This window comes from Niveibacterium microcysteis (genome assembly GCF_017161445.1).
Lineage (GTDB): Bacteria > Pseudomonadota > Gammaproteobacteria > Burkholderiales > Rhodocyclaceae > Niveibacterium > Niveibacterium microcysteis.
In genome coordinates this window covers 1,348,012-1,372,351 of sequence record NZ_CP071060.1, presented here as the reverse complement: position 1 = coordinate 1,372,351, position 24,340 = coordinate 1,348,012, and the positions used below count along the sequence as shown (strand labels likewise).

Annotated in this window: 25 protein-coding genes and 1 tRNA gene; 13 read left to right on the top strand and 13 right to left on the bottom strand. The window is 62.7% G+C overall.

Going from position 1 to position 24,340, the window contains the following annotated elements:
• Positions 1-306: 306 nt before the first annotated feature.
• The 10 genes from ccmA to JY500_RS06330 all read left to right on the top strand — a co-directional run bounded on the left by ccmA (position 307) and on the right by JY500_RS06330 (position 8,362).
• Positions 307-942 (top strand): cytochrome c biogenesis heme-transporting ATPase CcmA, encoded by a 636-nt coding sequence (gene ccmA / locus JY500_RS06375; RefSeq protein WP_246479812.1) that lies wholly within the window; start codon positions 307-309, stop codon positions 940-942.
• Entirely contained in the window at positions 939-1,604 is a 666-nt protein-coding gene (gene ccmB / locus JY500_RS06370) for a heme exporter protein CcmB (protein WP_206255568.1), read from the top strand. The genes ccmA and ccmB overlap by 4 nt, the downstream gene beginning before the upstream one ends.
• Entirely contained in the window at positions 1,601-2,350 is a 750-nt protein-coding gene (ccmC, locus tag JY500_RS06365) for a heme ABC transporter permease CcmC (RefSeq protein WP_172204002.1), read from the top strand. Before ccmB ends, ccmC begins: the two co-directional genes overlap by 4 nt.
• Entirely contained in the window at positions 2,347-2,541 is a 195-nt protein-coding gene (gene ccmD / locus JY500_RS06360; protein WP_172204005.1) for a heme exporter protein CcmD, read from the top strand. Before ccmC ends, ccmD begins: the two co-directional genes overlap by 4 nt.
• Positions 2,538-2,978, top strand: coding sequence for a cytochrome c maturation protein CcmE (ccmE, locus tag JY500_RS06355; RefSeq protein WP_172204006.1), 441 nt, complete (start codon positions 2,538-2,540; stop codon positions 2,976-2,978). Before ccmD ends, ccmE begins: the two co-directional genes overlap by 4 nt.
• Positions 2,975-4,912 (top strand): heme lyase CcmF/NrfE family subunit, encoded by a 1,938-nt coding sequence (locus tag JY500_RS06350; RefSeq protein WP_206255567.1) that lies wholly within the window; start codon positions 2,975-2,977, stop codon positions 4,910-4,912. Before ccmE ends, JY500_RS06350 begins: the two co-directional genes overlap by 4 nt.
• On the top strand, positions 4,909-5,436 hold the full coding sequence (locus tag JY500_RS06345) for a DsbE family thiol:disulfide interchange protein (RefSeq protein ID WP_172204010.1): 528 nt from the start codon (positions 4,909-4,911) through the stop codon (positions 5,434-5,436). Before JY500_RS06350 ends, JY500_RS06345 begins: the two co-directional genes overlap by 4 nt.
• Entirely contained in the window at positions 5,433-5,906 is a 474-nt protein-coding gene (locus JY500_RS06340) for a cytochrome c-type biogenesis protein (RefSeq protein WP_172204012.1), read from the top strand. Before JY500_RS06345 ends, JY500_RS06340 begins: the two co-directional genes overlap by 4 nt.
• Positions 5,903-7,141: a c-type cytochrome biogenesis protein CcmI gene (gene ccmI, locus JY500_RS06335; RefSeq protein WP_206255565.1), complete on the top strand. Its 1,239-nt coding sequence runs from the start codon at positions 5,903-5,905 to the stop codon at positions 7,139-7,141. The genes JY500_RS06340 and ccmI overlap by 4 nt, the downstream gene beginning before the upstream one ends.
• A 282-nt stretch (positions 7,142-7,423) precedes the next feature.
• Positions 7,424-8,362, top strand: a complete 939-nt coding sequence (locus JY500_RS06330) for a cation diffusion facilitator family transporter (protein WP_206255564.1) — start codon at positions 7,424-7,426, stop codon at positions 8,360-8,362.
• A 654-nt stretch (positions 8,363-9,016) separates the two neighbouring features.
• Here the strand turns inward: JY500_RS06330 and JY500_RS06325 are convergent.
• Both JY500_RS06325 and serS read right to left on the bottom strand, forming a co-directional pair.
• A tRNA-Ser gene (locus JY500_RS06325) sits at positions 9,017-9,106 on the bottom strand.
• Between the two features lie 64 nt (positions 9,107-9,170).
• Positions 9,171-10,463, bottom strand: coding sequence for a serine--tRNA ligase (serS, locus tag JY500_RS06320; RefSeq protein ID WP_206255562.1), 1,293 nt, complete (start codon positions 10,461-10,463; stop codon positions 9,171-9,173).
• A 266-nt stretch (positions 10,464-10,729) separates the two neighbouring features.
• Here serS and JY500_RS06315 point away from each other — a divergent pair, with 266 nt between their 5' ends.
• The gene (locus JY500_RS06315; protein ID WP_206255561.1) at positions 10,730-10,993 is read left to right on the top strand and encodes a hypothetical protein; all 264 of its coding nucleotides are present in this window, start codon (positions 10,730-10,732) and stop codon (positions 10,991-10,993) included.
• Here JY500_RS06315 and JY500_RS06310 read toward each other — a convergent pair.
• The 4 genes from JY500_RS06310 to JY500_RS06295 form a co-directional block, all read right to left on the bottom strand.
• Complete coding sequence (locus JY500_RS06310) at positions 10,987-12,309, bottom strand: replication-associated recombination protein A (protein ID WP_172198326.1); 1,323 nt, start codon at positions 12,307-12,309, stop codon at positions 10,987-10,989. The two genes, JY500_RS06315 and JY500_RS06310, sit on opposite strands and share 7 nt — an antisense overlap.
• Positions 12,310-12,422: 113 nt before the next feature.
• Positions 12,423-13,040 carry an outer membrane lipoprotein periplasmic chaperone LolA gene (gene lolA, locus JY500_RS06305; protein WP_172198323.1) on the bottom strand — a complete coding sequence of 206 codons (618 nt, stop codon included), beginning with the start codon at positions 13,038-13,040 and terminating at the stop codon, positions 12,423-12,425.
• A 60-nt stretch (positions 13,041-13,100) separates the two neighbouring features.
• On the bottom strand, positions 13,101-15,401 hold the full coding sequence (locus JY500_RS06300; protein ID WP_206255560.1) for a DNA translocase FtsK: 2,301 nt from the start codon (positions 15,399-15,401) through the stop codon (positions 13,101-13,103).
• Between the two features lie 60 nt (positions 15,402-15,461).
• Positions 15,462-16,133, bottom strand: coding sequence for a Crp/Fnr family transcriptional regulator (locus tag JY500_RS06295; RefSeq protein WP_172198317.1), 672 nt, complete (start codon positions 16,131-16,133; stop codon positions 15,462-15,464).
• A gap of 171 nt (positions 16,134-16,304) precedes the next feature.
• Between JY500_RS06295 and trxB the strand changes: the two genes are divergently transcribed.
• Both trxB and JY500_RS06285 read left to right on the top strand, forming a co-directional pair.
• On the top strand, positions 16,305-17,270 hold the full coding sequence (gene trxB / locus JY500_RS06290; RefSeq protein ID WP_172198314.1) for a thioredoxin-disulfide reductase: 966 nt from the start codon (positions 16,305-16,307) through the stop codon (positions 17,268-17,270).
• Between the two features lie 39 nt (positions 17,271-17,309).
• Positions 17,310-18,296: a Smr/MutS family protein gene (locus JY500_RS06285; RefSeq protein WP_246479811.1), complete on the top strand. Its 987-nt coding sequence runs from the start codon at positions 17,310-17,312 to the stop codon at positions 18,294-18,296.
• A 78-nt stretch (positions 18,297-18,374) separates the two neighbouring features.
• Here the strand turns inward: JY500_RS06285 and JY500_RS06280 are convergent, their stop codons facing one another.
• The 7 genes from JY500_RS06280 to JY500_RS06250 all read right to left on the bottom strand — a co-directional run bounded on the left by JY500_RS06280 (position 18,375) and on the right by JY500_RS06250 (position 24,114).
• Complete coding sequence (locus JY500_RS06280) at positions 18,375-18,713, bottom strand: P-II family nitrogen regulator (protein ID WP_172198308.1); 339 nt, start codon at positions 18,711-18,713, stop codon at positions 18,375-18,377.
• A 24-nt stretch (positions 18,714-18,737) separates the two neighbouring features.
• Positions 18,738-20,357 (bottom strand): NAD+ synthase, encoded by a 1,620-nt coding sequence (locus JY500_RS06275; protein ID WP_172198305.1) that lies wholly within the window; start codon positions 20,355-20,357, stop codon positions 18,738-18,740.
• 117 nt (positions 20,358-20,474) lie between these two features.
• On the bottom strand, positions 20,475-21,701 hold the full coding sequence (locus JY500_RS06270) for a hypothetical protein (protein WP_206255558.1): 1,227 nt from the start codon (positions 21,699-21,701) through the stop codon (positions 20,475-20,477).
• Between the two features lie 69 nt (positions 21,702-21,770).
• Positions 21,771-22,202 carry an ExbD/TolR family protein gene (locus tag JY500_RS06265; protein ID WP_172198299.1) on the bottom strand — a complete coding sequence of 144 codons (432 nt, stop codon included), beginning with the start codon at positions 22,200-22,202 and terminating at the stop codon, positions 21,771-21,773.
• 17 nt (positions 22,203-22,219) lie between these two features.
• On the bottom strand, positions 22,220-22,651 hold the full coding sequence (locus tag JY500_RS06260; RefSeq protein WP_246479809.1) for an ExbD/TolR family protein: 432 nt from the start codon (positions 22,649-22,651) through the stop codon (positions 22,220-22,222).
• 9 nt (positions 22,652-22,660) lie between these two features.
• Positions 22,661-23,428, bottom strand: coding sequence for a MotA/TolQ/ExbB proton channel family protein (locus JY500_RS06255; protein WP_172198293.1), 768 nt, complete (start codon positions 23,426-23,428; stop codon positions 22,661-22,663).
• A gap of 53 nt (positions 23,429-23,481) precedes the next feature.
• On the bottom strand, positions 23,482-24,114 hold the full coding sequence (locus JY500_RS06250) for an energy transducer TonB (RefSeq protein WP_206255557.1): 633 nt from the start codon (positions 24,112-24,114) through the stop codon (positions 23,482-23,484).
• Positions 24,115-24,340 lie beyond the last annotated feature (226 nt).

Genomic DNA, 24,340 nt, shown 5'->3' with positions numbered 1-24,340 from the left:
TGCGAGATCGGTAAAACACGGCGCCTGCAGATCGCACAAGGAAAAAACCGCCACTTTGTGGTGAAATCAGGACACGGGTCGGCCTGAGTGCCGCCCCTGTCCGCAAAATCGCCTTCGTTGGAATCAGCCACCCGAGCAGTGCCGGGGCGCAGCCCGGGCCGCGGACCAACCCGGCCATCGGCCGCCAAACCATCTGGAATCTGCTTTGTTGGCACTCAAGACTCTTCGCAACTGCAACGACGCCCCGGTAAAGCCGTCCAGAACACCCGCCATGCCAATCCGCTGTCGCAACACGGAGTTCGGAGAGTGACGCAGCCTGCAAGCAGTTTGTCGGCACACGATCTGGCGTGCGTACGGGGTCACCGGACCTTGTTCGAGCACATCCATTTCACGCTCACCGCGGGCGAGTGGATGTATCTGCGCGGCAGCAATGGCGCCGGCAAGACGAGCATGCTGCGGCAGCTCGCCGGCTTGGCCCACCCGGCGGCCGGCAGTGTACGCTGGAACGATGAGGACATCCGCGAAGCCGGCGACGCCTATCGCGAGGCCTTGCTGTTCCTTGGCCACCACTCCGCCTTGAAGGAAGACCTGACGCCGCTTGAGAACCTGTGCCTCGCCGCCGCGTTGGACGGCCATGCGCTGGATGAGGCGACCGCGCTAGTCGCCCTGCGCCGTTTTGGGTTAAAGGGCCGTGAGGAACTGCCGGTGAAGTTTCTCTCCCAGGGCCAGCGCCGGCGTGTGCTGCTCAGCCGACTGCTGACGCGCAAGGCGAGCCTGTGGATTCTTGACGAGCCGCTTGCCGCGCTCGACACCCGTGCGGTGGATCTGCTCGGCGAAGTGCTCGCCGACCACGTTGGGCGCGGCGGCATCGCGATCCTCACCAGTCACCAAACGATTCCACTGCCCGGCGGGCGCGAGCTGATGCTGGAGGGCGTGGCATGAACGCGCTGCTCGCTGTCATCCGTCGCGATCTGCTGTTGGCGCTGCGGCGCAAGAGCGAAGCGCTGACCGCGCTGTTCTTCTTCGTCATTGTCGTGAGCCTCTTCCCGCTCGGCATCGGGCCCGACCCAAACCTGCTGCGCAAGATCGGCCCCGGCGTGCTGTGGGTCGCGGCGCTGCTCTCGACGCTGCTCGGGCTCAACCGCCTGTTCGCCGACGACTTCGCCGACGGCACGCTCGAACAGATGGCGGTATCGCCGACGCCGCTCGGTTGGCTGGTGGCAGGCAAGATCCTTGCTCACTGGCTGGTGTCCGGCCTGCCGCTGGTGTTGCTCGCACCGATGCTGGGGCTGCAGTTCGATCTGCCGGTCGATGCGCTGGGCTTGCTGACGCTTGGCCTGCTGATCGGTACGCCCTTGTTGTCGATGATCGGCGCGATCGGCGCAGCGCTGACGCTGGGCCTGCGCGGCGGCGGCGCGCTGCTGTCGCTGATCGTGCTGCCGCTCTATGTGCCGGCGCTGATCTTCGGCGCCGGCGCCGTTGAAGCGCAGATTGCCGGCCTGCAGGCTGGCGGACACCTTTCTTTGCTGGCAGCAATGCTGGCTCTCTCGGTATTCTTCGCGCCGCTTGCCGTCACCGCGGCCATCAGGATTGCACTCGAATGAGCTTTCGCCTTATCAACTGGTTCCGTTATTCCAGCCCCGCTACCTTCTACCCGCTGGCGGGCAAGCTGATTCCTTGGTTCACCGCGCTCGCCGTGCTGTTCGGCGTTGCCGGGCTGTGGGTGGGCTTCTTCGTCGCACCGACCGACGCGCAGCAGGGTGAGGGCTACCGCATCATCTTCCTGCATGTGCCGGCCTCGTGGATGTCGATGTTCATCTACATGGTAATGGCCTTCTGGTCGGCGGTCGGGCTGTCCTTGAACACCCGCCTGTCCGGCATCATGGCCACCGCGCTGGCCCCGACCGGCGCGATCTTCGCTGCGCTGTCGCTGATCACCGGCTCGCTGTGGGGCAAGCCGATGTGGGGTACGTGGTGGATTTGGGATGCGCGGCTGACTTCGGAACTCCTGCTTTTCTTCCTGTACCTGGGCTACATCGCATTGCGCGCCGCAATCGACGACCCGCGCCGTGCGGACCGCGCCTGTGCGGTGCTGGCGCTGGTGGGCGTGGTCAACATTCCAGTCATCTATTTCTCGGTGCAATGGTGGAACACCCTGCACCAGGGTTCATCGATTTCGCTAACCCGATCCCCGTCAATGGCGCACACCATGCTTTTGGGCATGCTGCTGGTCGCGCTGGCGGCGTGGATGTATTCGATCGCTGTCGCGCTGACCCGCGCGCGCGCCATCATTCTTGAAAGGGAACGGCACACCGACTGGGTTGTCCGACTGCCGGAGCTGAACGCATGAACTGGAATTCACCTGCCGAGTTTTTCGCCATGGGCGGCTATGCGCTGTACGTCTGGGGCAGCGTCATTGCCTGCGTCGTAGGGCTGGTCGGCGAACTCTGGCTGCTGCGCCAGCGCCGCAAAGCCATCCTGCAGAGCCTGCGCCGCGAAAGCCGGGCCAATGCCATTGAAGCTGAAGGAAATACCGCATGAAAGCCCGCCACAAACGCCTTGCGATCATTCTGGGTGCGCTCGCCTCGCTCGGCGTCGCGACCGGGTTGATCCTCAACGCGCTCAACAGCAACATCGCGCTCTTCGTCACCCCCACCGAGGTGGCCGAGGGCAAGGCACCTCAGGGCGCCGCCTTCCGCGTAGGCGGCCTGGTGAAGCCGGGCAGCCTCAAGCGTGATGGATTGACCGCACGTTTCGTCGTCACCGATACCGCGAAGGACATTCCGGTGGCCTACACCGGCATCCTGCCGGACCTTTTCCGCGAAGGGAAAGGCGTTGTCGCGCAGGGCAAACTCACGCCGAGCGGCGAATTCACCGCCACGGAAGTGCTCGCAAAGCACGACGAAAACTACATGCCGCCGGAAGCCAAGCACGCGGTGGAGCAAGCCCACAAAGCCGGAGTCACGCTCAAACAATGACCCCCGAACTCGGACACTTCGCGCTGATCCTGGCGTTTCTGGTCGCGATCCTGCAGGGATCACTTCCTCTTATCGGCGCTCATCGCGGCGACCGCACCTGGGTCGCCCTGGCGCGGCCGCTGTCGCAGGCGCTGTTCCTGATGCTCGCGACCAGCTTCGTGTGCCTCGCGATCGCCTTCGTCAATGACGACTTCTCGGTGCGCTACGTCGCCGAACACTCGAACTCGCAACTGCCGTCGATCTACAAGTTCGCCGCAGTGTGGGGCGGCCATGAGGGCTCCTTCCTGCTCTGGCTGCTGATGCTGTCGGGCTGGACGCTCGCCGTGTCACTGTTTTCGCGCAGCCTGCCCGATGACATGGTGGCGCGGGTGATCGGCGTGCTGGGGCTCGTCGCCGCCGGATTCCTGGTCTTCGTGCTGGTCACCTCGAACCCGTTCGATCGCCTGATTCCGGCCGCACCGGACGGACGCGACCTCAATCCGCTGCTGCAGGATCCGGGCCTTGTCGTGCACCCGCCGATGCTCTACATGGGCTACGTCGGCTTCTCCGTGGCCTTCGCCTTCGCCCTTGCCGCATTGCTCGCCGGCCGCCTGGATGCCGCATGGGCGCGCTGGTCACGCCCCTGGACGCTGGCTGCCTGGGTCTCGCTGACGCTCGGCATTGCGCTCGGTTCGTACTGGGCGTACTACGAACTGGGCTGGGGCGGCTGGTGGTTCTGGGACCCGGTCGAAAACGCGTCCTTCATGCCCTGGCTGGTCGGCACCGCGCTGATCCACTCGCTGGCTGTGACCGAAAAGCGTGGCAGCTTCCGCAACTGGACAGTGTTGTTGGCGATCAGCGCGTTCTCGCTGTCGCTGCTCGGCACCTTCCTGGTCCGTTCCGGCGTGCTGACTTCCGTACATGCCTTCGCGACCGACCCGCGCCGCGGCATCATGATCCTGATCCTGCTGGCACTGGTGATCGGCGCTTCGCTCACGCTCTTTGCCGTACGTGCGCCGAAGAGTGGCCTCGGCGGCCGCTTCGCGCTGCTGTCACGCGAAACCCTCCTCTTGTGCAACAACGTATTGCTGGTCGTTGCTGCCGCGTGCGTGTTGCTGGGTACGCTCTACCCGCTCGCGATCGACGCGCTTGGCCTGGGCAAGCTCTCGGTGGGCCCGCCCTACTTCAACTCGGTCTTCGTGCCGGTGGTACTGCCGATCTTCCTGCTTGCCGCGGTCGGGCCCCTGCTGCGCTGGAAAGAATCAGCGCTGAAAGATCTGCTGCCACATCTGCGTAACCCCGCACTGTTCGGCGTGGCAGGCGCGATTGCGCTGCCGATGCTGGCCGGTAAATGGACCCTCGGTGCTGCAATCGGAAGCTTCTGCGCGCTGTGGCTGGCCGCATCGATGCTGCTGCAACTGCGCGAACGCCTGCGCACCGGTCGCCCGCCAGCGGCCTACTGGGGCATGCAGATCGCGCACTTCGGCCTGGCGATCAGCATTCTCGGCGTCGCATTCGTGAAGCACTATGAAGCCGAGCGCGATGTGCGCATGGCGCCGGGCGACACCACCGTCGTCGGCGGCCACAGCTTCAAGCTGATCGGCGTCAGCGAACGACAGGGCCCCAACTTCGTCGCGATGGTCGGCGAAGTCGAGCTGTCGCGCGATGGCAAGTTCATCCGCACGCTGCGGCCGGAGAAGCGTCAGTACAGCACTTCCGGCATGCCGATGACGGAAACCGCGATCGACACCGGCCTGTTCCGCGATCTTTACGTCTCGCTCGGCGAGCCGCTCGACGGCGGAGCCTGGGCGGTGCGGGTCTACTACAAGCCGCTGGTGGACTGGATCTGGGGCGGTGCACTGCTGATGGCGCTGGGCGGCATTCTGGCCGCCAGCGATCGTCGATACCGCCTGCGCAAACGCGAGGCGCTGGCTGCTGAAGGAGCCCGCGCATGAAACGCGTGCTGCTGATTCCGATCGCACTGTTCGTGGTGCTGCTGGGCTTCCTCGCCGTTGGTCTGAACAAGGATCCGCACAGCATCCCCTCGCCCTTGATCGACAAACCCGCCCCCGCCTTCCGCCTGCCTCAGCTCGGCACGGAGGGCAAGACCTTCAGCCCGGAAGACATGCGCGGCAAGGTCTGGATCCTCAACGTGTGGGCTTCGTGGTGCGTGTCCTGCCGCGACGAGCACCCGATACTGGTTGCGTTCTCCCGCACGAACACGGTTCCCCTGGTGGGCCTCGACTACAAGGACAAGCCAGAGGACGCGAAGCGCTGGCTCGCGAGCTTCGGCAACCCCTACCAGATCGTCGCTATGGATGCCGATGGCCGCGTCGGCATCGACTATGGCGTGTATGGCGTACCCGAAACCTACGTCATCGATCGCAACGGCGTGATCCGCTACAAGCAGATCGGCCCCGTCACCCAGGAAGTCCTGGACCAGACCATCCTGCCCCTGATCCGGAAGCTCTCGACATGAAGCGCCTGACCCTGATGTGCGCAGCACTCTGCCTCACTGGCAGCGTGCTCGCCGGCGAAGCACGCCCGCTCGCGGAAGACCCGGTGGTCGAACAGCGCATGATCGCAATCAGCGAAGAGCTGCGCTGCCTCGTCTGCCAGAACGAATCGCTCGCCGGCTCGCATGCCGAGCTGGCCGAAGATTTGCGCCGCGAAATCCGCACCATGATCCGTGCCGGCAAGTCCGACACTGAGATCATGGATTTTCTCGTCGCACGTTACGGCGATTTCGTGCGCTATCGCCCACCGCTAAAAGCCACCACCGTGCTCCTGTGGGGCGGCCCTTTCGTGCTGCTCTTGGGCGGCATTGCCGGCCTGTTGATGCACTTGCGGCAACGTAACGCCCAAACCGACGCCCCCCTCGACGAAGCGGAACGCCGCCGCGTCGCCGCGCTGCTTGCCGACGCCGACAAACGGAACGTCTCTCAATGACCACCTTCATCATCGCCGCAGCCCTGATCGCCCTCTTCGCCCTCGCACTGATTGCGCGCCCGTTCATTTTCAGCCGCAAGCAGCACGACGAAGTCAGCATGGCGCGCCTCAACGCCCGCATCCTGCGCGACGAGATCGCCACCCTTGAGCGCGAGCGCGATCGTGGCGCCCTCACCGCCGCCGAATTCGACGCAGCACGCGAAGACATTCACCGCCGCCTGCTCGAAGAAGGCGACACTGCCGCGCCGGTGCAGCGCGCCAGCCGCCCTTGGCTGACCTTGGGCCCGGTTGCCCTGATGCTGCCGTTGCTGGCCGTGGTGTTGTACCTGCAACTCGGCACACCGGCGGCCGTCACCGGCAACCCGCATGCAGCCGCAGCGCCGAACGGCATGCCCGACATCAACAAGATGGTCGAGAGCCTCGCCGCAAAGCTCGAAGCCAACCCGGACAACCCCACCGGCTGGGCGATGCTGGGTCGCTCGTACAAGGTCATGAACCGTTTCGCCGATGCCGCCGCTGCCTTTGAGCGCATCGGCCCTGCGCTGGAGCAAAACGCCGACTGGCTCGCCGAATACGCCGATGTGCTCGCCATGAACGCCGGCGGCAAGCTGGAAGGCAAGCCTGAAGCACTGGTCAAGCAAGCACTTCAGGTCGATCCGAACAACCAGCTTGCCCTGATGCTGGCCGGCTCCGGCGCTGCCGGTCGTCACGACTACGCTGCGGCGGTTGGCTACTTCGAGCGCGCGCTGCCTCAGGTTGCGCCGGAATCCGAGGACGCCCGCTTCCTGAAGGATGCAATCGCACAGGTCAAGGGTCAGATGGGCGGTGCCGCGCCCACAGCGCCAGCCGCCGCCGAACCCACCGCAAAGGCCCCCGAACAGGCGCCGGCCGCCAGTCAGCGCTCGCTGGCGCTCGCGATCGGCATCGCGCCTGCCATGAAGGCGGAAGCCAGCGGCAAAACACTGTTCGTGATCGCCCGCGCCCCTGGCGAACGCATGCCCCTGGCGGTCGTCCGCCGCAGCGCCGACACGCTGCCGGCAACCATCACGCTGGACGACAGCGCCTCGCTCAATGCCCAGCGTCCGCTCTCGAGCGTAGCCAAGCTCGAAATCGAAGCGCGCATCTCGGCATCGGGCGTCGCACAGGCCGCCTCAGGCGATCTCTACGGCACTGCCAACGTGGCAGACGCCAGCGTATCGGCCCTCGCCCTTCAAATCGATCAGCGCCGGCCCTGATCGCCCGCTATCGGGGCGTAAATCGCCCCGATAGCCTCCACCCCGACGTAAGCGACGTACGCAGTGCGCACGTCTCGCTCTGCACGACAACCGCACGCCGAGAGAACAACGTAGCCTCGCAGTGGCATGCGCGGCACAAGCGATCGCGCCCCCTCCCAATCAGTGTCAAGCTCGCTCGGCGCAGGGAATTCATTCTGAACAGCGCTGCACTCGACGCGCATCAAGCGTTCCGTCCCGACACGGGATCAAACTTCCCGACTCCCCTCTGCACACACGCATACCATGAACAATCTGCACGACCTGCACGAACTCGACAACGAGGACGCAAAACCCGAACGCGAGGCCGCCACCAAACGCAGCACCTGGGTCAGCGTCGCCGTAAATATTGGTCTGACAATCTCGCAAGTGGCTGCGGGTCTGATCTCGGGATCGCAGGGCCTGATCGCCGATGGGGTGCACTCGCTATCCGATCTCGTTGCCGACTTCGTCGTGTTGCTGGCTGTTCATCACAGTCAGAAGGCACCAGATGACGACCACCACTATGGCCATCAGCGTTACGAAAACGCCGCCTCGCTGGTGCTGGGTGCGCTGCTGCTCGCAGTCGGGCTGGGAATGATCGGCTCAGCAGTGCACAAGCTGGAAGCGCCGGAGAGCATTCCCAAAGTACACATCGTCGCCCTGTGGGTCGCACTCGGCGCACTCGTCGTCAAGGAGGTGCTCTTCCGCTACATGCTTCATGTTGCAGAGAAGGTGCGTTCGAGCATGCTGGTCGCGAACGCCTGGCACGCACGCTCCGACGCCGCGTCATCGCTCGTCGTCGCGATCGGGATTGGCGGCAACCTGATGGGCTTTGGCCTGCTCGACCCGATCGCCGCCCTGATTGTCGGCTTCATGGTCGCTCGCATGGGCTGGGAGTTCGGATGGGACGCGCTGCACGATCTGACCGATCGGGCCGCAACGGAAGAACAAGTGGCCGGGATCGCCGCGGACATCCTCGCCACACCCGGCGTGCTCGGCATGCACGAACTCAAAACGCGCAAGACCGGCGACATGATTCTTGCGGACGTTCACCTTGAGATCGATGGCAGCCTCACCGTTGCTCAAGGCCACGACATCGCCCGTCAGGCGAAGCTCCGGGTTATGGCAAATCACCCCGTGCTCTACCTGATGACGCACGTTGACCCGGTTTCACGCACGGCTCCCGAGCCGATACTCCCCTGACAGCCCACAGATGCGCGCGCAGACGCGCATCTTTGATTCCAGTCCGACGCTCAAGAGACCGGCTTCGTCCTCCCCGACAAACGCCGAATAGTCGCAGCTGCGCCGCCTAAGGGCGCTCGCATGCCAGTGAAGTGAGAACAGCGAACCGCCACCCCAAGTGCGAACCTGGATCACACAGCCCCAGAAGGCGAAAAACCCGCCAGAAGGCGGGTTATTCTTGGGAAAGCTTGGGGCGCCATACCGGGATCGAAACGGTGACACCTGGAATCACAATCCAGTGAATTTTGTTTATCTGTCAGTACTGAATCGCGCTGGGAGTCGTAGTCAAGGTGGATGCGTATATAACCGCCGGGAAGGCATCCCTGATTGCAGATTTGCACATTGGCGACGAGGTCATTGTCTTCGGAGAATGGCAAGCCCGGCCGCCGAAAATATCTCCTAACAAGAAGCTACAAGCCTCGAAGTCCCCTGTAAAAACATGGAAGAACCGTCCTCTCAGGTTCTCCCTCACCCACGCAAAGCAAATCACGCGAACAAACACCCAACCATCAAAGACCGCGTGATGAAGGGAAATTCTTGCCGGGGTACATAGGGGGGTACGTAAAAACGAAAAACCCGCAAAGCCTTAAGCTATGCGGGTTTCCGTTGAATCTATGGCGGAGAGGGTGGGATTCGAACCCACGGTACGCTTGCACGTACGCCTGATTTCGAGTCAGGTACAATCGACCACTCTGCCACCTCTCCGCGGTCTCGAAATCGAGCCCACGATTATACAGCGATTTTTCGTTTTGGCTAGCGTTCCTGCCGATTAATTTGCGGGGCGCAGAACTTCGACGCCGCCCATGTAGGGACGAAGTGCTTCCGGCACGCTTACCGAGCCGTCTGCTTGCTGGTAGTTTTCCAGCACCGCCACCAGGGTTCGTCCGACCGCGAGGCCTGAACCGTTGAGCGTGTGAGCCAGTTCGTTCTTGCCCTGCTCGTTCTTGAACCGCGCCTGCATCCGGCGAGCCTGGAAGCTCTCGCAGTTTGAGCAGCTCGAGATTTCGCGATATGTGTTCTGGGCAGGCAGCCAGACTTCAAGATCATAAGTCTTGGCGGCCGAGAAACCCATGTCGCCAGCGCAAAGCGCGACGACGCGGTAGGGCAAGCCGAGGCGTTGCAGGATCTTCTCTGCATGGCCGACCATCTCTTCGAGCGCGTCGTAAGATTTGTCTGGATGCGCAATCTGCACCATCTCAACCTTGTCGAACTGGTGCTGGCGGATCAGGCCGCGGGTATCGCGGCCGTAGGAACCCGCCTCGGAGCGGAAGCACGGTGAATGCGCGGTCAACTTGATCGGCAGCTCTTCGACTTGCAACACCGATTCGCGCACCGTGTTCGTGAGCGAGATTTCCGATGTTGAAATCAGGTACTGCGTAACGACGTTCTCAGCACCGCCCTTTTCGACACGGAACATGTCTTCGGCGAACTTAGGCAACTGGCCTGTGCCGTAGAGCGCATCGGGATTGACGATGTAGGGTGTGTAGCACTCGGTGTAACCGTGCTCGCTGGTATGTGTATCCAGCATGAACTGCGCAAGTGCGCGGTGCAGACGGGCGATCGAACCCTTGAGCAGCGCGAAGCGTGCGCCGGACAGTTTCGCTGCAGTGTCGAAATCAAGGCCGAGGCGCTCCCCAAGATCAACGTGATCGCGAATCTCGAAATCGAATTGCGCCGGCGTGCCCCAGCGACGAACCTCGACGTTCTCCGTCTCGTCCTTGCCTGGCGGAACAGAGTCGTGCGGCAGATTCGGGATGCGCATCAGGAAATCGTTGAGACGCCCTTGCAGCGCGGCGAGCGCCGCCTCGTTCGCTTTGAGTTCATCGCCCAGGCCGGCAACTTCCGCCATCACCGCGGAGGCATCCTCGCCCTTCCCTTTGAGTGCACCGATCTGCTTCGACAAGCTGTTGCGCTTGGCCTGCAGTTCCTGCGTGCGGGTCTGCAGTTGCTTGCGCTCATCCTCCATGGCCTGGAAGCTGGCGCTGTCAAAGGTAACGCCACGGGCGGCGAGGCGCTGCGCAACGGTATCGAGTTGGGTGCGCAGTAGCTGAATATCGAGCATGTCTGAATCCTGATTTTCTTTTGCTATCAGCGAATTATGCCCCGAAGCTGGGGTGGTTTCGCAGGGATGCGCCGCAAGCGAGTGATCCGACTAGGAATTTCAGAATCTCGCTGCAATTGATGCGGCGCACTATTTTATTTGTATTTTCAATGACTTACAAACAACCGATAGAAATAGATGCATTGCTTTAGGGGCCGCCTCACCTAGCCTTAATCATGGCGCCGATCGCACGAAGACGATCCGCCCAACCCAACGGAGGAGCAGGCATGCTGTCACTGCGCGACTGCCTTGATTACTGCGACCTGACCGAAGACGACGTTGATCTGCTCGCGGAACATGAGCACCTGCCGCACGATGTGGCTGCGCACATTGCCTGCGGACTGGTACAGACGTCTTCCGGTGTGCTGCTGATTGATCACGTGATGGAAGACATGATCGAGCAGGCACGAACCGGCGGCCAGGTTGCTAAAGCCGAACACGTTTTACACGTGTATGCGCGGTTTAAAGCCGCGCACCCGCTCGCTCATTGACCCTCCGCCTCTCGTGCGTTGCGGTCTAACCCCTTCAGGTATGCGAGCTTCTGGGCGATCTTCGCCTCCAACCCGCGGTCAGTTGGGTCGTACCAACTGACCGCGGCCATCCCTTCGGGCAAGTAGTCTTCGCCCGCGGCGTAGGCTTCTGGCTCATCATGAGCATAGCGATAGGCCTTGCCGTAGCCCAACTCCTTCATCAGCTTGGTCGGCGCGTTGCGCAGGTGCACCGGCACTGGTCGGCTAATGTCTTCACTGACAAACTTGCGCGCCGCCTTGTAGGCCATGTAAACCGCATTGGATTTCGCTGCACAGGCAAGGTAGATCACGGCCTGAGCCAGGGCTAGCTCACCCTCGGGGGAACCCAGCCGTTCGAAGGTCTGACACGCCTCAAGGCTCATTGTCAGCGCGCGCGGATCAGCGAGGCCGATGTCCTCAACGGCCATGCGTACGACGCGGCGCCCCAAGTAGAGCGGGTCGGCGCCACCATCGAGCATGCGCACCAGCCAGTAGAGCGCTGCATCCGGATTCGAACCACGCACCGATTTGTGCAGGGCCGAGATCTGGTCGTAGAACGCATCGCCGCCCTTGTCGAAACGCCGCAGGTTCTGCGCGAGCGTGTTCTGCACGAATTCGGCGGTGACGTCAGTCAGGCCGCTCGCCTCGGCCGCGGTGCGCAGCGTTTCCAGCACATTCAGAAAGCGACGCGCATCGCCATCAGCCCAGCCGACGAGACGCTCAAGCGCCTCGGCGTCGAACGACAGATCCGCAAACGCATCACGCTGTGCGCGCACGAAGAGCGCCTGCATGTCTTCTGGCTTGATGCTCTCCAGCACATACACCGCAGCCCGCGAGAGCAGCGCGGAATTCACCTCGAACGACGGATTCTCGGTCGTCGCGCCAATGAAGGTGAAGAGCCCTGACTCTACAAAGGGCAGGAACGCGTCCTGCTGCGCCTTGTTGAAGCGATGCACTTCATCGACGAACAGAATCGTGCGGCGGCCCTGTGCGCGATGGATCTCGGCGCGCTGAACCGCTTCACGGATCTCCTTCACGCCGGAGAACACGGCCGACAGCGCGATGAATTCGGCGTCGAAATGCGTCGCCATCAGGCGGGCCAACGTGGTCTTGCCAACGCCGGGAGGCCCCCAGAGGATCATCGAATGCGGGCGCCCCGCCTCAACTGCAAGCCGCAGCGGCTTGCCCGGCCCCAGCAGGTGACGCTGCCCGACCACGTCGTCCAGCGTCTTCGGGCGAAGGCGCTCGGCGAGCGGCGCATTGTTCTCGCTGGGCGTCGAGAAAAGGTCAGCCGTCATGCTTTGCCCAATTCTTTCGCGCAGCGGACAGGCGCGTCGCACCCGTCATCGAGGCGCGGCGACGTACCTGCGCGCTCCGGTCGCAGCAGCGCAGCGCGGTGCCGGTCATCGGCTCACTCACCGACCACATCCGCCCCCTTGGGCGGCGTGAAGCGGAATTCCGCGGCATCAAGCGAGGGGTTGGTCTCAAAACTCGAAAACTGGATCAGCGTGGTCTGGCCAAAGTTGTCGCGCACTTCCATGCCACGCAGCTGCCCGCCCACGAAACCGATGCGCACACGATCAAAACCCGCATCCTGTTGTTTTGGCGTGGCTTCCACCCAGGCCATGCCGTCCGACTGACCCGCGTCCTTCAGCACGAAGTTGCGCTCAAGCTGACCGTCGCCCGTCAGCAAGGCTGCGGGGGTTGCACCGAGCGCCTGCGTCACGGGCTTGACCGTGACCTGATTCAGATCCTTGTCCCAGGTCCAAAGCTTCTGGCCGTCACCGACGATGATCTGAGCGTAGGGCTGCTCGTACACGAAGCGAAACTTGCCCGGCCGCTGGAACACGAAAGTGCCTGACGCTTTCTGAGTGGTCTTGCCATTGCGGCCGACCACCGTCTGCGAGAAACGCGACTTCGCCGCCTTTGTCTGTGTCAGGAACTGCTTGAGGTCATCAAGGCCGCCAGCGTTCGACGACCCGGAAAAGGCAAACGCCGCGACCAGCGCGGCGACTTTGAAATAACGCATCCAGTAATCCTCTCATGCACCGCGAACGGCAGGCGCAGCTCTCTGCGCGGCTTAGGCCGCCTACTCTTCCCGCTGCTGGTTGGGGGCAATCACCTCGCGGCCGCCACTGGGCCCCATCGGCGACACCAGGCCCGCCTTCTCCATCTGCTCGATGAGGCGTGCCGCGCGGTTATAGCCGATACGCAGATGACGCTGCACCAGCGAAATCGACGGGCGCCGCGTCTTGAGCACCACGTCCACAGCTTGGTCATACATCGGGTCGGCTTCGGCGTCCGCTTCACCACCGCCCTCGCCCATCAGGTCACCGCCGCTCTCATCGGCCCCGGTCAGAATACCTTCGATGTAGTCGGGCTCACCGGTTTGCTTCAGGTACTCGACAACCTTGTGCACCTCGTCATCCGCCACGTAGGCGCCATGCACACGGGTCGGGAATCCGGTACCCGGCGCGAGGTACAGCATGTCGCCCATGCCCAGCAGCGCCTCGGCGCCCATCTGATCGAGAATCGTGCGTGAGTCGATCTTGCTCGATACCTGGAACGCAATCCGCGTCGGAATGTTGGCCTTGATCAGGCCAGTGATCACATCCACCGACGGGCGCTGCGTTGCCAGAATTAGGTGAATCCCCGCCGCACGGGCCTTCTGTGCTAGACGGGCGATCAACTCTTCGATCTTCTTGCCGACCACCATCATCAGGTCGGCCAGCTCGTCGATCACCACCACGATGGCCGGCATCGTAGACAGCGGCTCCGGGCTTTCCGGTGTGATCGAGAACGGGTTGGTCAACGGCTTGCCCGCCTTCTGCGCGTCGGTAATCTGCTTATTGAACCCGGCAAGGTTGCGCACGCCCAGTGCGGCCATCAGCTTGTAGCGTCGCTCCATCTCGCCCACGCACCAGTTCAGCGCATGCGCGGCGTGGCGCATATCGGTCACGACTGGCGCGAGCAGATGCGGGATACCCTCGTAGATCGAGAGTTCCAGCATTTTCGGGTCGACCATGATCAGGCGGACCTTGTCGGGCTCGGACTTGTAGAGCAGCGACAGGATCATCGCATTCACGCCGACGGACTTGCCGGAGCCGGTCGTACCCGCCACCAGCAAGTGCGGCATCTTTCCGAGATCCGCCACCACCGGGTTGCCACCGATGTCCTTGCCCAAGCCCACGGTCAGCGCCGAATGCATGTTGTGATACGCCGCCGAGCCAAGGATTTCGGACAAGCGAACAGTCTGCCGCTTCGGGTTCGGCAACTCCAGACCCATGCAACTCTTGCCGGGAATCGTTTCGACGACGCGAATGCTCATTACCGACAGCGCACGCGCCAAGTCCTTCACCAGATTGACAATCTGGCTCCCCTTCACGCCCACCGCGGGCTCGATCTCGTATCGGGTGATCACCGGGCCTGGGTAAGCGGCCAGGATCTTTACCTCGACCCCAAAATCCGCCAGCTTCCGCTCGATGAGCCTTGATGTGTATTCGAGCGCCTCGACAGACGGCGGCTCCACATCATTCGACGCTGGATCGAGCAGCGAGAGCGCCGGCAAACCGCCGCTGGCTGCGTCGGCGAAGAGCACCTGCTGGCGCTCCTTCTCCACCCGCTCGGAGCGCACCACTTCAACCACGGCCGGTTCGATACGGATCTGAGGCGGCGGGGCCTCTTCACGCTTCTTGCGCTCGCGTTTGACCTTCTCTTCGCGCTTTTCGGCGACCTGCTGGCCAACCTTGCGGTCCTGCCACGCCTGAATTCGCGCACGCAATTCAGCGCCACCGTTCTCGACCCAATAACCAATGCGCTCAAGCGCATTCATCCATGAGAACCCGAAGAACAAGCTTGTTCCTGCAGCCCAGAGCGCCAGAAGCACCAGCGTGCCGCCAGTGAAACCCAGGTAGTTCGTGACGATCCGGCCGAGTTCGATGCCCAACACGCCACCCGGTTCGCCCGGCAGCGCCCAGGTGTGGGCGTAGAAGCGGACAGCCTCGATGGCTGCGCTTGCCAGCAGTACGACGATAAATCCGGCAACAACAAGGAAGGTCGAGCGTTTGCTGCCCGCAAGCTCCTGCCGCCAACGGCGCAAACCCGCGACGATGCCCCATACGAGCAGCGCAACCCACCACCAGGCTGAAACGCCAAACACCGAGAGCAGGAGGTCGGAGAACCACGCGCCGAATCGACCGCCCGGATTCAGCACCTTGTCGACCCTGACGGCATGGGACCAGCCCGGGTCGGACTTCTGATAGCCATACAGGATCAGGGCCAGGTAGAAGCCCAGCACGCCGAACAAGAGCCAGCGCGCCTCGCGCACCAAGCCCGCCATACGCTCAGGCAGGGGTTGGGACGGGGCGCGCATCGAACCGGAAAACAGCATCTGAAACCGCTACGGGAGTTTTAGGATTGTGCGCAGCGCCAGCCACGGCGCCGGGAGACCTTACAGGTCGTCAATGCTGTCGCAGAGCACGATGCCGTCGTCGGTTTCCTTGATCAGCCCTTGCACCTGCAGGTCCTTCATCACGCGGCTGACCATCTCGCGCGAGGCGCCGATCATCTTTGCGATGTCCTGCTTCGAGATCTTGCGCTTCACCACGCGGCCGCTGCCATCCTCGGCCGCCATGTCGAGCAGCAAACGCGCAACGCGGCCATAGACGTCCATCAGCGCAAGGCTCTCGATCTTGCGATCAGCCACGCGCAGACGGCGCGCCAGGTTACGCATCAGATGCAGCGCAACTTCGAAGTTCTCTTGCAGGATGCGGCGGAAGTCGGTCTTGGAAATCGTGACGAGATCGGCCGGCGTGACCGCAACAACAGTCGCCGAACGCGGCTCTTCGTCCACGACGCCCATCTCGCCGAACAACTCGCCCTGGCCGATCATGGTGAGGATCACTTCGCGGCCATCCTCGTCGCTGACGAGAACTTTCAGGCTGCCGGTGAGTACAAAGTACACGTAATCGGTTCGGTCGCCCGCGCTCACCACGCTGGAGCCGCGCGGCGCGCGGCGCATGATCGCGCAGCGGGCAATCGGCTGCAGCTTTTCGTCGGACAAACCCTGAAAGATCGGAAACGTCTTCAGGGCGGTGACAGAAACGGGAGTGCTTGTGCTCATGACGTTCTCCGGATCGCGAAGCTTGCGCGTGTAGCGTCTCTGCCGCGCGGGGCACACGGCAGCAGCGTTTAGCCCGCGGATTATGGCACAAGGAATATGCCAACCGGACCACGGGGCCGAGAGTCACCCGCTCGGCTATAATTTTTCGCTATCGGACAGGGAGATAACGCAATGAGCACGACCACTCGCCACACCAGCCTGATCATCCTGGGCTCGGGCCCGGCTGGCTATACCGCCGCCGTTTATGCCGCGCGCGCCAACCTCAAGCCGGTGCTGATCACCGGCCTCGCCCAAGGCGGGCAGCTGATGACCACGACGGACGTCGACAACTGGCCGGCGGATGCCGATGGCGTGATGGGCCCCGACCTGATGGCGCGCTTCGAGAAGCACGCTGCGCGTTTCAACACCGAAATGATCTTCGATCACATCCACACGGCGAAGCTTGACGCACGGCCGTTCACGCTGATCGGCGATTCCGGCACCTACACCTGCGATGCGCTGATCATCGCCACCGGCGCGACCGCCAAGTATCTGGGCCTACCGTCTGAAGAGGCCTTCGCCGGCCGCGGCGTTTCCGCCTGCGCGACCTGCGACGGTTTCTTCTATCGCAACCAGGAAGTCGCCGTCGTTGGTGGCGGCAACACCGCGGTTGAGGAAGCGCTTTACCTCGCCAACATCGCCAGCAAGGTGACCTTGGTTCACCGGCGCGACAAGTTCCGCGCCGAGGCAATCATGATCGACAAGCTGTACGAAAAGGTGGCCGCAGGCAAGATCGTGCTGGAGACGGATGCGACGCTGGATGAAGTCCTCGGCGACAAGACCGGCGTCACTGGCATGCGCGTGAAGAACGTGAAGACGGGCGAAACGAAGGACATCGCTCTCAAGGGCGTGTTCATCGCGATCGGCCACAAGCCCAACACCGACATCTTCAAAGGCCAGCTGGAGATGGATGACACCGGCTACCTGATCACCGAAGGCGGCCGCAACGGCAACGCCACGCAAACGTCCGTGAAGGGCGTATTTGCGGCCGGCGATGTGCAGGATCATGTCTATCGCCAGGCCGTCACCAGCGCCGGCACCGGCTGCATGGCGGCATTGGACGCCGAACGCTACCTCGACAGCCTCGGCAAGGCCTGATCGACCTCACGTTCAGCCCGGCCGCGACAGGCATAGCCCATGAGCAAGCGCAACGCACCGCCCGCGCCGCAGCACTTTGATGCGCTGCGGGCGCTGCGCAACAAGTTGCCAGCCGCGACACCGCGCCCGACGGAATCCCCGCGCGCGTTGCGCGAGGCCGCGCGCGACACGGAAGAGATCGACTTCGCTGCGGCAATGCGGGGCACCCAACCCTTGCCCGCGGCAAACATGGCCGAATTGTCGCGCCCAAAGCCGGCCCCTTTGCCACGCCCGAAGGTGGCGGAAGTCGAAACGTCGGCAGAACCGACGCCCAACACGCCGCGTGACGAGTTCGCCTCGTTCCATGACGCGATGCACGACGTCGTCGCGCTGCGAAAGGACGGCCGCGTTGATCCGGACAAGATGGGGCGGCGCGCGCCAAACCCGCATCCAGCGCATGAAGCCAGTGCCGACACGATGGGCGCGTGGCTCGATCGCGCCGAAAACCCGCACGACCCGGCCGCGCTGTTCCGCCACGCAGTGGGCCCAGCAGCGCCGCTGCGCGAATCCGGCCGGCTTCACCTGACGCCACCCGCGCCCGCACCGCAACCTCGGCAGCGCGAGGCGGACGAACAACAGGTGCTGACCGATAGCATCGTGGCGCCGATGAGCTTTGAGGATCGCCTGGATATTGGCGACGAAGCAGCCTTCCTGCGCCCCGGCATCCCGCGCAGGGTCCTTACAGACTTACGCCGCGGCCGCTGGGTGGTACAGGCCGAGCTGGATCTTCACGGCATGGATCGCGACGAGGCGAGGCTGTCGCTAGCCCAGTTTCTTGCCCTGCGACTGACGCGGGGCGAGCGATGCGTGCGGGTGATTCACGGCAAGGGGCTGGGCTCGCCAGGGCGCATTGGCGTGCTCAAGCAGCTCTCGCGCAACTGGCTTGCACAGCGCGAAGAGATACTCGCCTTCTGCCAAGCAAAGCCGCATGACGGCGGCGATGGGGCTCTGCTGGTTCTGTTGCGCGCCCCGCGCACTCCAACCTGACAGCCAGAGCAACGCAGAAGGGCAGCAACAAAAAGGCCGCCCAAGGGCGGCCTTTCCGGCGCTGACTCAGCGAGCAGCTTAGATAGCGGCTTCGTCGGTCTCGCCGGTACGAATCCGCACAATCTGTTCCACCGGCGTCACGAAGATCTTGCCGTCGCCGATCTTGCCGGTGCGCGCGGCCTTGATGATGCCTTCGATCGCCTGGTCGACCGTGCTGTCGGCCACCACGACCTCGATCTTGATCTTCGGCAGGAAGTCGACCACGTACTCAGCGCCGCGATACAGCTCAGTATGGCCCTTCTGACGGCCAAAACCCTTCACTTCAGTCACGGTCAGGCCGGTAATCCCAACTTCGGACAGCGCTTCCCGCACTTCATCGAGCTTGAACGGTTTGATGATCGCTTCGATTTTTTTCATCTGCTTACTCCTCCGAGATTGTGTTCAAAACTCGTCCTGGTACCGCGCCGTGATTGGGTAACGCCAATCCTTGCCGAAACCGCGCCGGGTGACGCGTATCCCGACTGGCGACTGGCGCCGTTTGTACTCATTCCGCTTGAGCATCCCCACCACACGGCGAACATCCGTCTCAGCGTAGCCAGCGTCGATGATCTCACGCGGGCTCTCGTCGCGCTCCATGTAGGCCTCGATGATCGCGTCGAGCACCTCGTATTCGGGCAGTGTGTCCTGGTCGGTCTGGTCAGGCTTGAGTTCGGCCGACGGCGGGCGGGTGATGATGTTGTCGGGGATCAGCTCACCGTCTCGGTTACGCCAGCGCGCCAGACGATAAACAAAGGTCTTGAAGATATCCTTGATGACCGCAAAACCACCGGCCATATCGCCGTACAGCGTAGCGTAACCCACCGCCATCTCGGATTTGTTGCCGGTCGTCAGCACCAGAGAGCCGGTCTTGTTCGACAGCGCCATCAGCAACATGCCGCGGATGCGCGCCTGAAGGTTCTCTTCTGTGGTGTCGGCCTTGAGCCCGGCAAACATCGGCGACAGGATCTGATCGAAGGTCGCCATCGCGGGCGCAATCGCGATCTCGTCGTAACGCACACCCAAACGCTGCACCAGCAGGCGGGAGTCGTCGAGGCTCATCTGTGCGGTATAGGGCGACGGCATCATCACCGCGCGCACCCGGTCTGCCCCCAGCGCGTCGACTGCAACACACAAGGTCAGTGCTGAATCGATGCCGCCCGATAGCCCCAACAGAACGCCCGGAAAGCCGTTCTTGCCAATGTAGTCCCGCACGCCCATGACCAGTGCCGACCAGACGTCCTCCTCGATCGTGCGCGGCGCGGTGACGCGGTCGCTGACGAGGTCACTGTCGCAATACGAGACGAAATCAAGGCTCTCTTCGAACGAGGGCCCCTGATAGCGCAAGCCGCCGTTGCGTGCGAGCGCAAACGACGCGCCATCGAACACAAGCTCGTCCTGGCCACCCACAAGGTTGCAGTAGACGACCGGGATACCGGTATCACCCACACGATCACGCAACACCTCATGGCGGACCTGGAGCTTGTCCATGTGATACGGCGACGCGTTGATCGCAACCAGCAACTCGGCGCCCGCAGCCCGCGACGCTTCCGCAGCACCGGCTTCCCATACATCGGCGCAGATGTTCAGGCCGATACGCACGCCCCGATGCTCAAACACACAAGCGTCGGTGCCGGCATCGAAATACCGCTCTTCATCGAAGACTTCGTAGTTCGGAAGGCGCAGCTTGCGGTAGGTCGCGAGCACGCGACCTCCAGATAGCACAGATGCGGCGTTGAAGCGGCGATCTCCTTCCTGCAGGGGATGACCGACGACGATCGCGAGATCATCGCTCTCCATGGCCAGCGAAGCCATTGCACGGTCGCAGCTGCGATAGAAGTCGGGACGAAGCAGCAGATCCTCCGGCGGGTAGCCACACAGGCTCAGCTCCGGGGTAACAAGTACATGCGCACCGGCCTTTCGCGCACGGCGGGCGGCCTGGCGGATCTTTTCGAGGTTTCCGTCGATATCGCCGACAACACAGTTGAGTTGCGCGACTGCGATCTTGAGGGGGTCTTGTGCCATAGGGCGAACTATACCGTGAGCGGCACGGGCTGCCGCGCAAAAGCAAACGAGGATTGCAGTCGCCCGCAATCCTCGTTGCCAAACCGAAACGGCTGCGTCACGACAGACGCAAAGCGCTTAGTTCGATTGCGAGAGGTAGATACTCCACAGCCCAGCCAGGGTCGCAGCACCATCGGTGCCAGTCACCGTCTTCATGACCTGGATCGCCTTTGCGCGTTTGCCGGCAACGTAGTAGGCATAGCCGAGGCGCAGCTTGGCATCCTCCGGGCGCTTCAGGCCGCCCTTCTTGATGCCAGCCTCCATCATCTCCAGCCCCTTGTCAGCCTGGCCATGAAGAACATAGTTGTAGCCCAGGTTCACCTGAGCATTGCCATCCTTGGCGGCAACGGCCTGCGCGTCTTGGGTGCCAAGTGCCTGCTTGTCCTCGGCCAGTTGCTTGTTGGTCATGTCGCCGAGGCGGCGATGACGATCGGCATCGCTCCCCTGCCCCATGATCTTCGCTGCCATGCCCTCGTCGTAGGCCTTCTTGGCTTCGATCGGGTAGCCCTGCTGAAGCGCCAGCGCAACGGCATCCTCGTACTCAGCGGAGGTACGCAGCGTGCCGGTCGCGCGCAGCAAGCGCGACAGATCCAGCGCGAGACGATCGCTCATGCCGGGCTGCTGCTTGACCGCGTAGATGACTGACTGCCAATACTCCTTCTTCGGGTAGTTGGAGAGCAGCCGCTCAACCGTCTTGCTGTACGACGTCTGGTCGTTCAGCTTCAGGTAGGCTTGAGCGAGCATCTGCAGCTGCTCTTCGCTTGGCTTCTTCTGGCCCTGCAACTCGGCGCTCAGCGCCTTGGCCGTGCCAGCGAAGTCACCGGAGAGGTAGAGCGACTGCACGTAAATCGTGCGCATCGTCGCGTCGGTGCCGCCGTCCTTCAGGTAGCGGCCAGAGATCGCGGCGGCTTTCGCATAGTCGCGCCCACTGTAGTACTGCCCTGCAGCGGCACTCAGAAGCGTCGTGCGCTCGGCAGCCGGAGCCCCCGGAAGTGCAGCAGCGGACTCGAAGGCGCGCGCAGCCGCCATGGCGTCACCCGCGCTGGCGTATGCCTGTGCTTTGACACGTTCGGTGAGATAGATCTCGTACGGGGTACGGTCCTTTACCGCTTCGGCATCTCGCACCTTGGCGAGCGCCTCTTTCGTTTTCTTTGCCTTGATCAGGTCAAGTGCAGCCTGGATCGGCTTGCCGACTTCCGAGCGCACGGCGGTCGCCTTAGCACCCTCCTCCGCCATCGAGACGGTTGGCATCGCGGCACCAACAAGCCCGACAAGCATTGCAGCAGCCAGATATCCCTTGATCATTCGTGTCCCTGCCGTATTACGCAAAAAGTAAGGGCGCGATGGGACTGCTCCCACCGCGCCACACGGTACTTACATGAACTGCTCAGCACCCACGAGGCCGATCTTCTTGACCCCGATACGCTGTGCCGATGCCATCACCATCGCCACCTTGTCGTATTTCACGAGCTTGTGGGGGCGAAGATGCACTTCCGGCTGCACCGGCATCGCTGCGATCTGCTCCAGCTTCTGCTCGAGGGCTGCGCGGTCAGGGACTACTTCGCCATTGAGCAGGATGGTGCCGTCGAAATCGACATCGATCCGGTAGATCACCGGCGGCTCCGCCGCGGTGGGCGGCGGTGCGTTGACCGGCATGTTCAGCTTGGTCGCATGCGTCTGGATCGGGATCGTGATGATCAACATGATCAGCAACACCAACATCACGTCGATCAGCGGCGTGGTGTTGACGTCGACGATCACATCCGGATCACCCGAACCACCGCCAGTACCAACATTCATTCCCATGTCGTTCTCCTATCCGTTCAGCGAACGACATCGCCAGCTGGCGGCTCGGTGATGAAGCCAACCTTGACGATACCCGCGCGCTGACAGGCAACGACCACCTTACCGACGAACTCATAGCGCGCGCCAGCATCGCCGCGGATATGCACTTCCGGCTGAGGGTCCATCACCGCCACGGTCTTGAGCTTCTCGACCAGCGCGTTGTTGTCAGGCACCGACTGCATGTTCCAGAACGTCTCGCCATCCTTGTTGACCGAGATGACGATGTTTTCCGGCTTGGTCTGCGTCGGCAGGTTCTTTTCTTGCGGCAGCTCGAGCTGGATCGACTGCGTGACAACCGGAATCGTGATCAGGAAGATGATCAGCAAAACCAGCATCACGTCCACGAGCGGAGTCGTGTTGATCGCCGATACGACCTCGTCTTCGTCGCCGCCCGACGAAGGGACGGACATGCCCATTTCTTAGCCCTTCTTGCCGCCGAGCAGCACCATGTGCAGCTCGCCGCTGAACTGACGGACGTAGTCGGAAGCTGCCTTGTTGCGGCGAACCAGCCAGTTGTAACCAAGCACCGCCGGAACGGCCACAGCCAGACCGATCGCCGTCATGATCAGCGCCTCACCGACCGGGCCGGCAACCTTGTCGATCGAAGCCTGACCGGCAACACCGATCGCAGTCAGCGCATGCAGGATGCCCCACACAGTACCGAACAGACCAACGAACGGTGCAGTCGAACCCACGGTCGCGAGGAAGGCCAGACCACCTTGCAGACGGCCGTGAATCGTGTCGTTCGCGCGCTGCAGCGACATGGCGATCCAGGAGTTCAGATCAACCGAGGCGGTCAGCGAATTGCCGTGATGGTGAGCAGCCTTGTTGCCCTCTTCGGCGATGTAACGGAAGGCGCTGTCTTCATTCAGCTCCTTGATGCCCGCCTCAACCGACGGAGCGCCCCAGAACTTTTCCTGGGCTTCCTTGGCCTGCTTGAAGATCTTGCCTTGTTCGATCAGCTTGACGACAGCGATGTACCACGTGCCCATCGACATGATGACGAGGATCACCAGGGTGCCGCGGGCGACGAGGTCACCCTGTGCCCACAGAGCGCCAAGGCCATAGGGGTTCTCAACCGAGATCTTCTCGCCTTGGGCGAGTGCTTCGGTCGCGAAGAACATCAGGGAAAACAGCGCGGCACCAAGGGCAGCGGACGCGCGGCGAGTGATCTTGTGAATGCTCATTTGTATTAGTTCCAATCGTTGATGATCTGTTCAAGAGGGACCGAGCGCCTGCGCTACTCAAGGGTCCATTCAAAATCGATGACTACCCACGCCTGTACGGCTTGGCCGTTTTCGATGGCCGGTTTGTACACACACTTCTTGAAAGCGTTGAGCGCAGCTTGGTCGAGCCGGCGATAGCCGCTCGAATTCTCGACACGACCTTCCAGCGGCTTGCCGGTGACGTCCAGCAGGAAGGCCAGACGGGTCGTGCCGTGCTCACCGGCATCAGCGGCGCCACGCGGATACACGGGCGTCTCGCAACTCACAAACGAAGCGGTATGGCGAACGTTCGACTGCTTGACCACCGGCGCCGGCGCAGCAACCGGAACCGGCTCGGTCGGCTTCGTCTGGGTCACAGTCGAAATCGTCGCGTCGGACGGTGCCGTAGCGGTCGTCACGCGCACCTCAGGCGGCGGGATAAAGGCCGGCGGTGGCGGAGCGAGCTTGGGCGGTGGAGGGGGCGGCGGCTTATCCTCGGGCGGCTTGACCTCTTCGATGATCTTCGTTTCGAGCGGCGCCTTCACGACCTCGACGACCTTGCGAGCAAGGCCTGATACGAGTGCGTAAAAGAGAATCGCGTGAAACAAGACCACGACGACGAGACCAACCGTCCTGCGGCCTGCAGCAGCGGGTTGGGCGTAACTCATGAACAAACCTCGGAAGAAAGCAAAGATCGACTAGCGGCTGAATCCCTGACGGCCAGCCGGCCACGGCCGCGCACGCGCTCGGCAGAGGTGACGGCTAAAGTGAATTCAAGCTTGGCGACTTGCATTTATCGTGTTGGATCCTGAATGGCGTATGCCGGCTCACTACCGCCCTTGTGGGGCAATCGTTCGCAGCACCCACCGAAGTGTCGCTTGAACATGGATCTGA

Coding starts and splice junctions, on each gene's coding strand:
- ccmB (WP_206255568.1), top strand. CDS start 939: ATGAACGCGCTGCTCGCTGTCATCCGTCGCGATCTGCTGTTGGCGCTG.
- ccmC (WP_172204002.1), top strand. CDS start 1,601: ATGAGCTTTCGCCTTATCAACTGGTTCCGTTATTCCAGCCCCGCTACC.
- ccmD (WP_172204005.1), top strand. CDS start 2,347: ATGAACTGGAATTCACCTGCCGAGTTTTTCGCCATGGGCGGCTATGCG.
- ccmE (WP_172204006.1), top strand. CDS start 2,538: ATGAAAGCCCGCCACAAACGCCTTGCGATCATTCTGGGTGCGCTCGCC.
- JY500_RS06350 (WP_206255567.1), top strand. CDS start 2,975: ATGACCCCCGAACTCGGACACTTCGCGCTGATCCTGGCGTTTCTGGTC.
- JY500_RS06345 (WP_172204010.1), top strand. CDS start 4,909: ATGAAACGCGTGCTGCTGATTCCGATCGCACTGTTCGTGGTGCTGCTG.
- JY500_RS06340 (WP_172204012.1), top strand. CDS start 5,433: ATGAAGCGCCTGACCCTGATGTGCGCAGCACTCTGCCTCACTGGCAGC.
- ccmI (WP_206255565.1), top strand. CDS start 5,903: ATGACCACCTTCATCATCGCCGCAGCCCTGATCGCCCTCTTCGCCCTC.
- JY500_RS06330 (WP_206255564.1), top strand. CDS start 7,424: ATGAACAATCTGCACGACCTGCACGAACTCGACAACGAGGACGCAAAA.
- serS (WP_206255562.1), bottom strand. CDS start 10,463: ATGCTCGATATTCAGCTACTGCGCACCCAACTCGATACCGTTGCGCAG.
- JY500_RS06315 (WP_206255561.1), top strand. CDS start 10,730: ATGCTGTCACTGCGCGACTGCCTTGATTACTGCGACCTGACCGAAGAC.
- JY500_RS06310 (WP_172198326.1), bottom strand. CDS start 12,309: ATGACGGCTGACCTTTTCTCGACGCCCAGCGAGAACAATGCGCCGCTC.
- lolA (WP_172198323.1), bottom strand. CDS start 13,040: ATGCGTTATTTCAAAGTCGCCGCGCTGGTCGCGGCGTTTGCCTTTTCC.
- JY500_RS06300 (WP_206255560.1), bottom strand. CDS start 15,401: ATGCTGTTTTCCGGTTCGATGCGCGCCCCGTCCCAACCCCTGCCTGAG.
- JY500_RS06295 (WP_172198317.1), bottom strand. CDS start 16,133: ATGAGCACAAGCACTCCCGTTTCTGTCACCGCCCTGAAGACGTTTCCG.
- trxB (WP_172198314.1), top strand. CDS start 16,305: ATGAGCACGACCACTCGCCACACCAGCCTGATCATCCTGGGCTCGGGC.
- JY500_RS06285 (WP_246479811.1), top strand. CDS start 17,310: ATGAGCAAGCGCAACGCACCGCCCGCGCCGCAGCACTTTGATGCGCTG.
- JY500_RS06280 (WP_172198308.1), bottom strand. CDS start 18,713: ATGAAAAAAATCGAAGCGATCATCAAACCGTTCAAGCTCGATGAAGTG.
- JY500_RS06275 (WP_172198305.1), bottom strand. CDS start 20,357: ATGGCACAAGACCCCCTCAAGATCGCAGTCGCGCAACTCAACTGTGTT.
- JY500_RS06270 (WP_206255558.1), bottom strand. CDS start 21,701: ATGATCAAGGGATATCTGGCTGCTGCAATGCTTGTCGGGCTTGTTGGT.
- JY500_RS06265 (WP_172198299.1), bottom strand. CDS start 22,202: ATGGGAATGAATGTTGGTACTGGCGGTGGTTCGGGTGATCCGGATGTG.
- JY500_RS06260 (WP_246479809.1), bottom strand. CDS start 22,651: ATGTCCGTCCCTTCGTCGGGCGGCGACGAAGACGAGGTCGTATCGGCG.
- JY500_RS06255 (WP_172198293.1), bottom strand. CDS start 23,428: ATGAGCATTCACAAGATCACTCGCCGCGCGTCCGCTGCCCTTGGTGCC.
- JY500_RS06250 (WP_206255557.1), bottom strand. CDS start 24,114: ATGAGTTACGCCCAACCCGCTGCTGCAGGCCGCAGGACGGTTGGTCTC.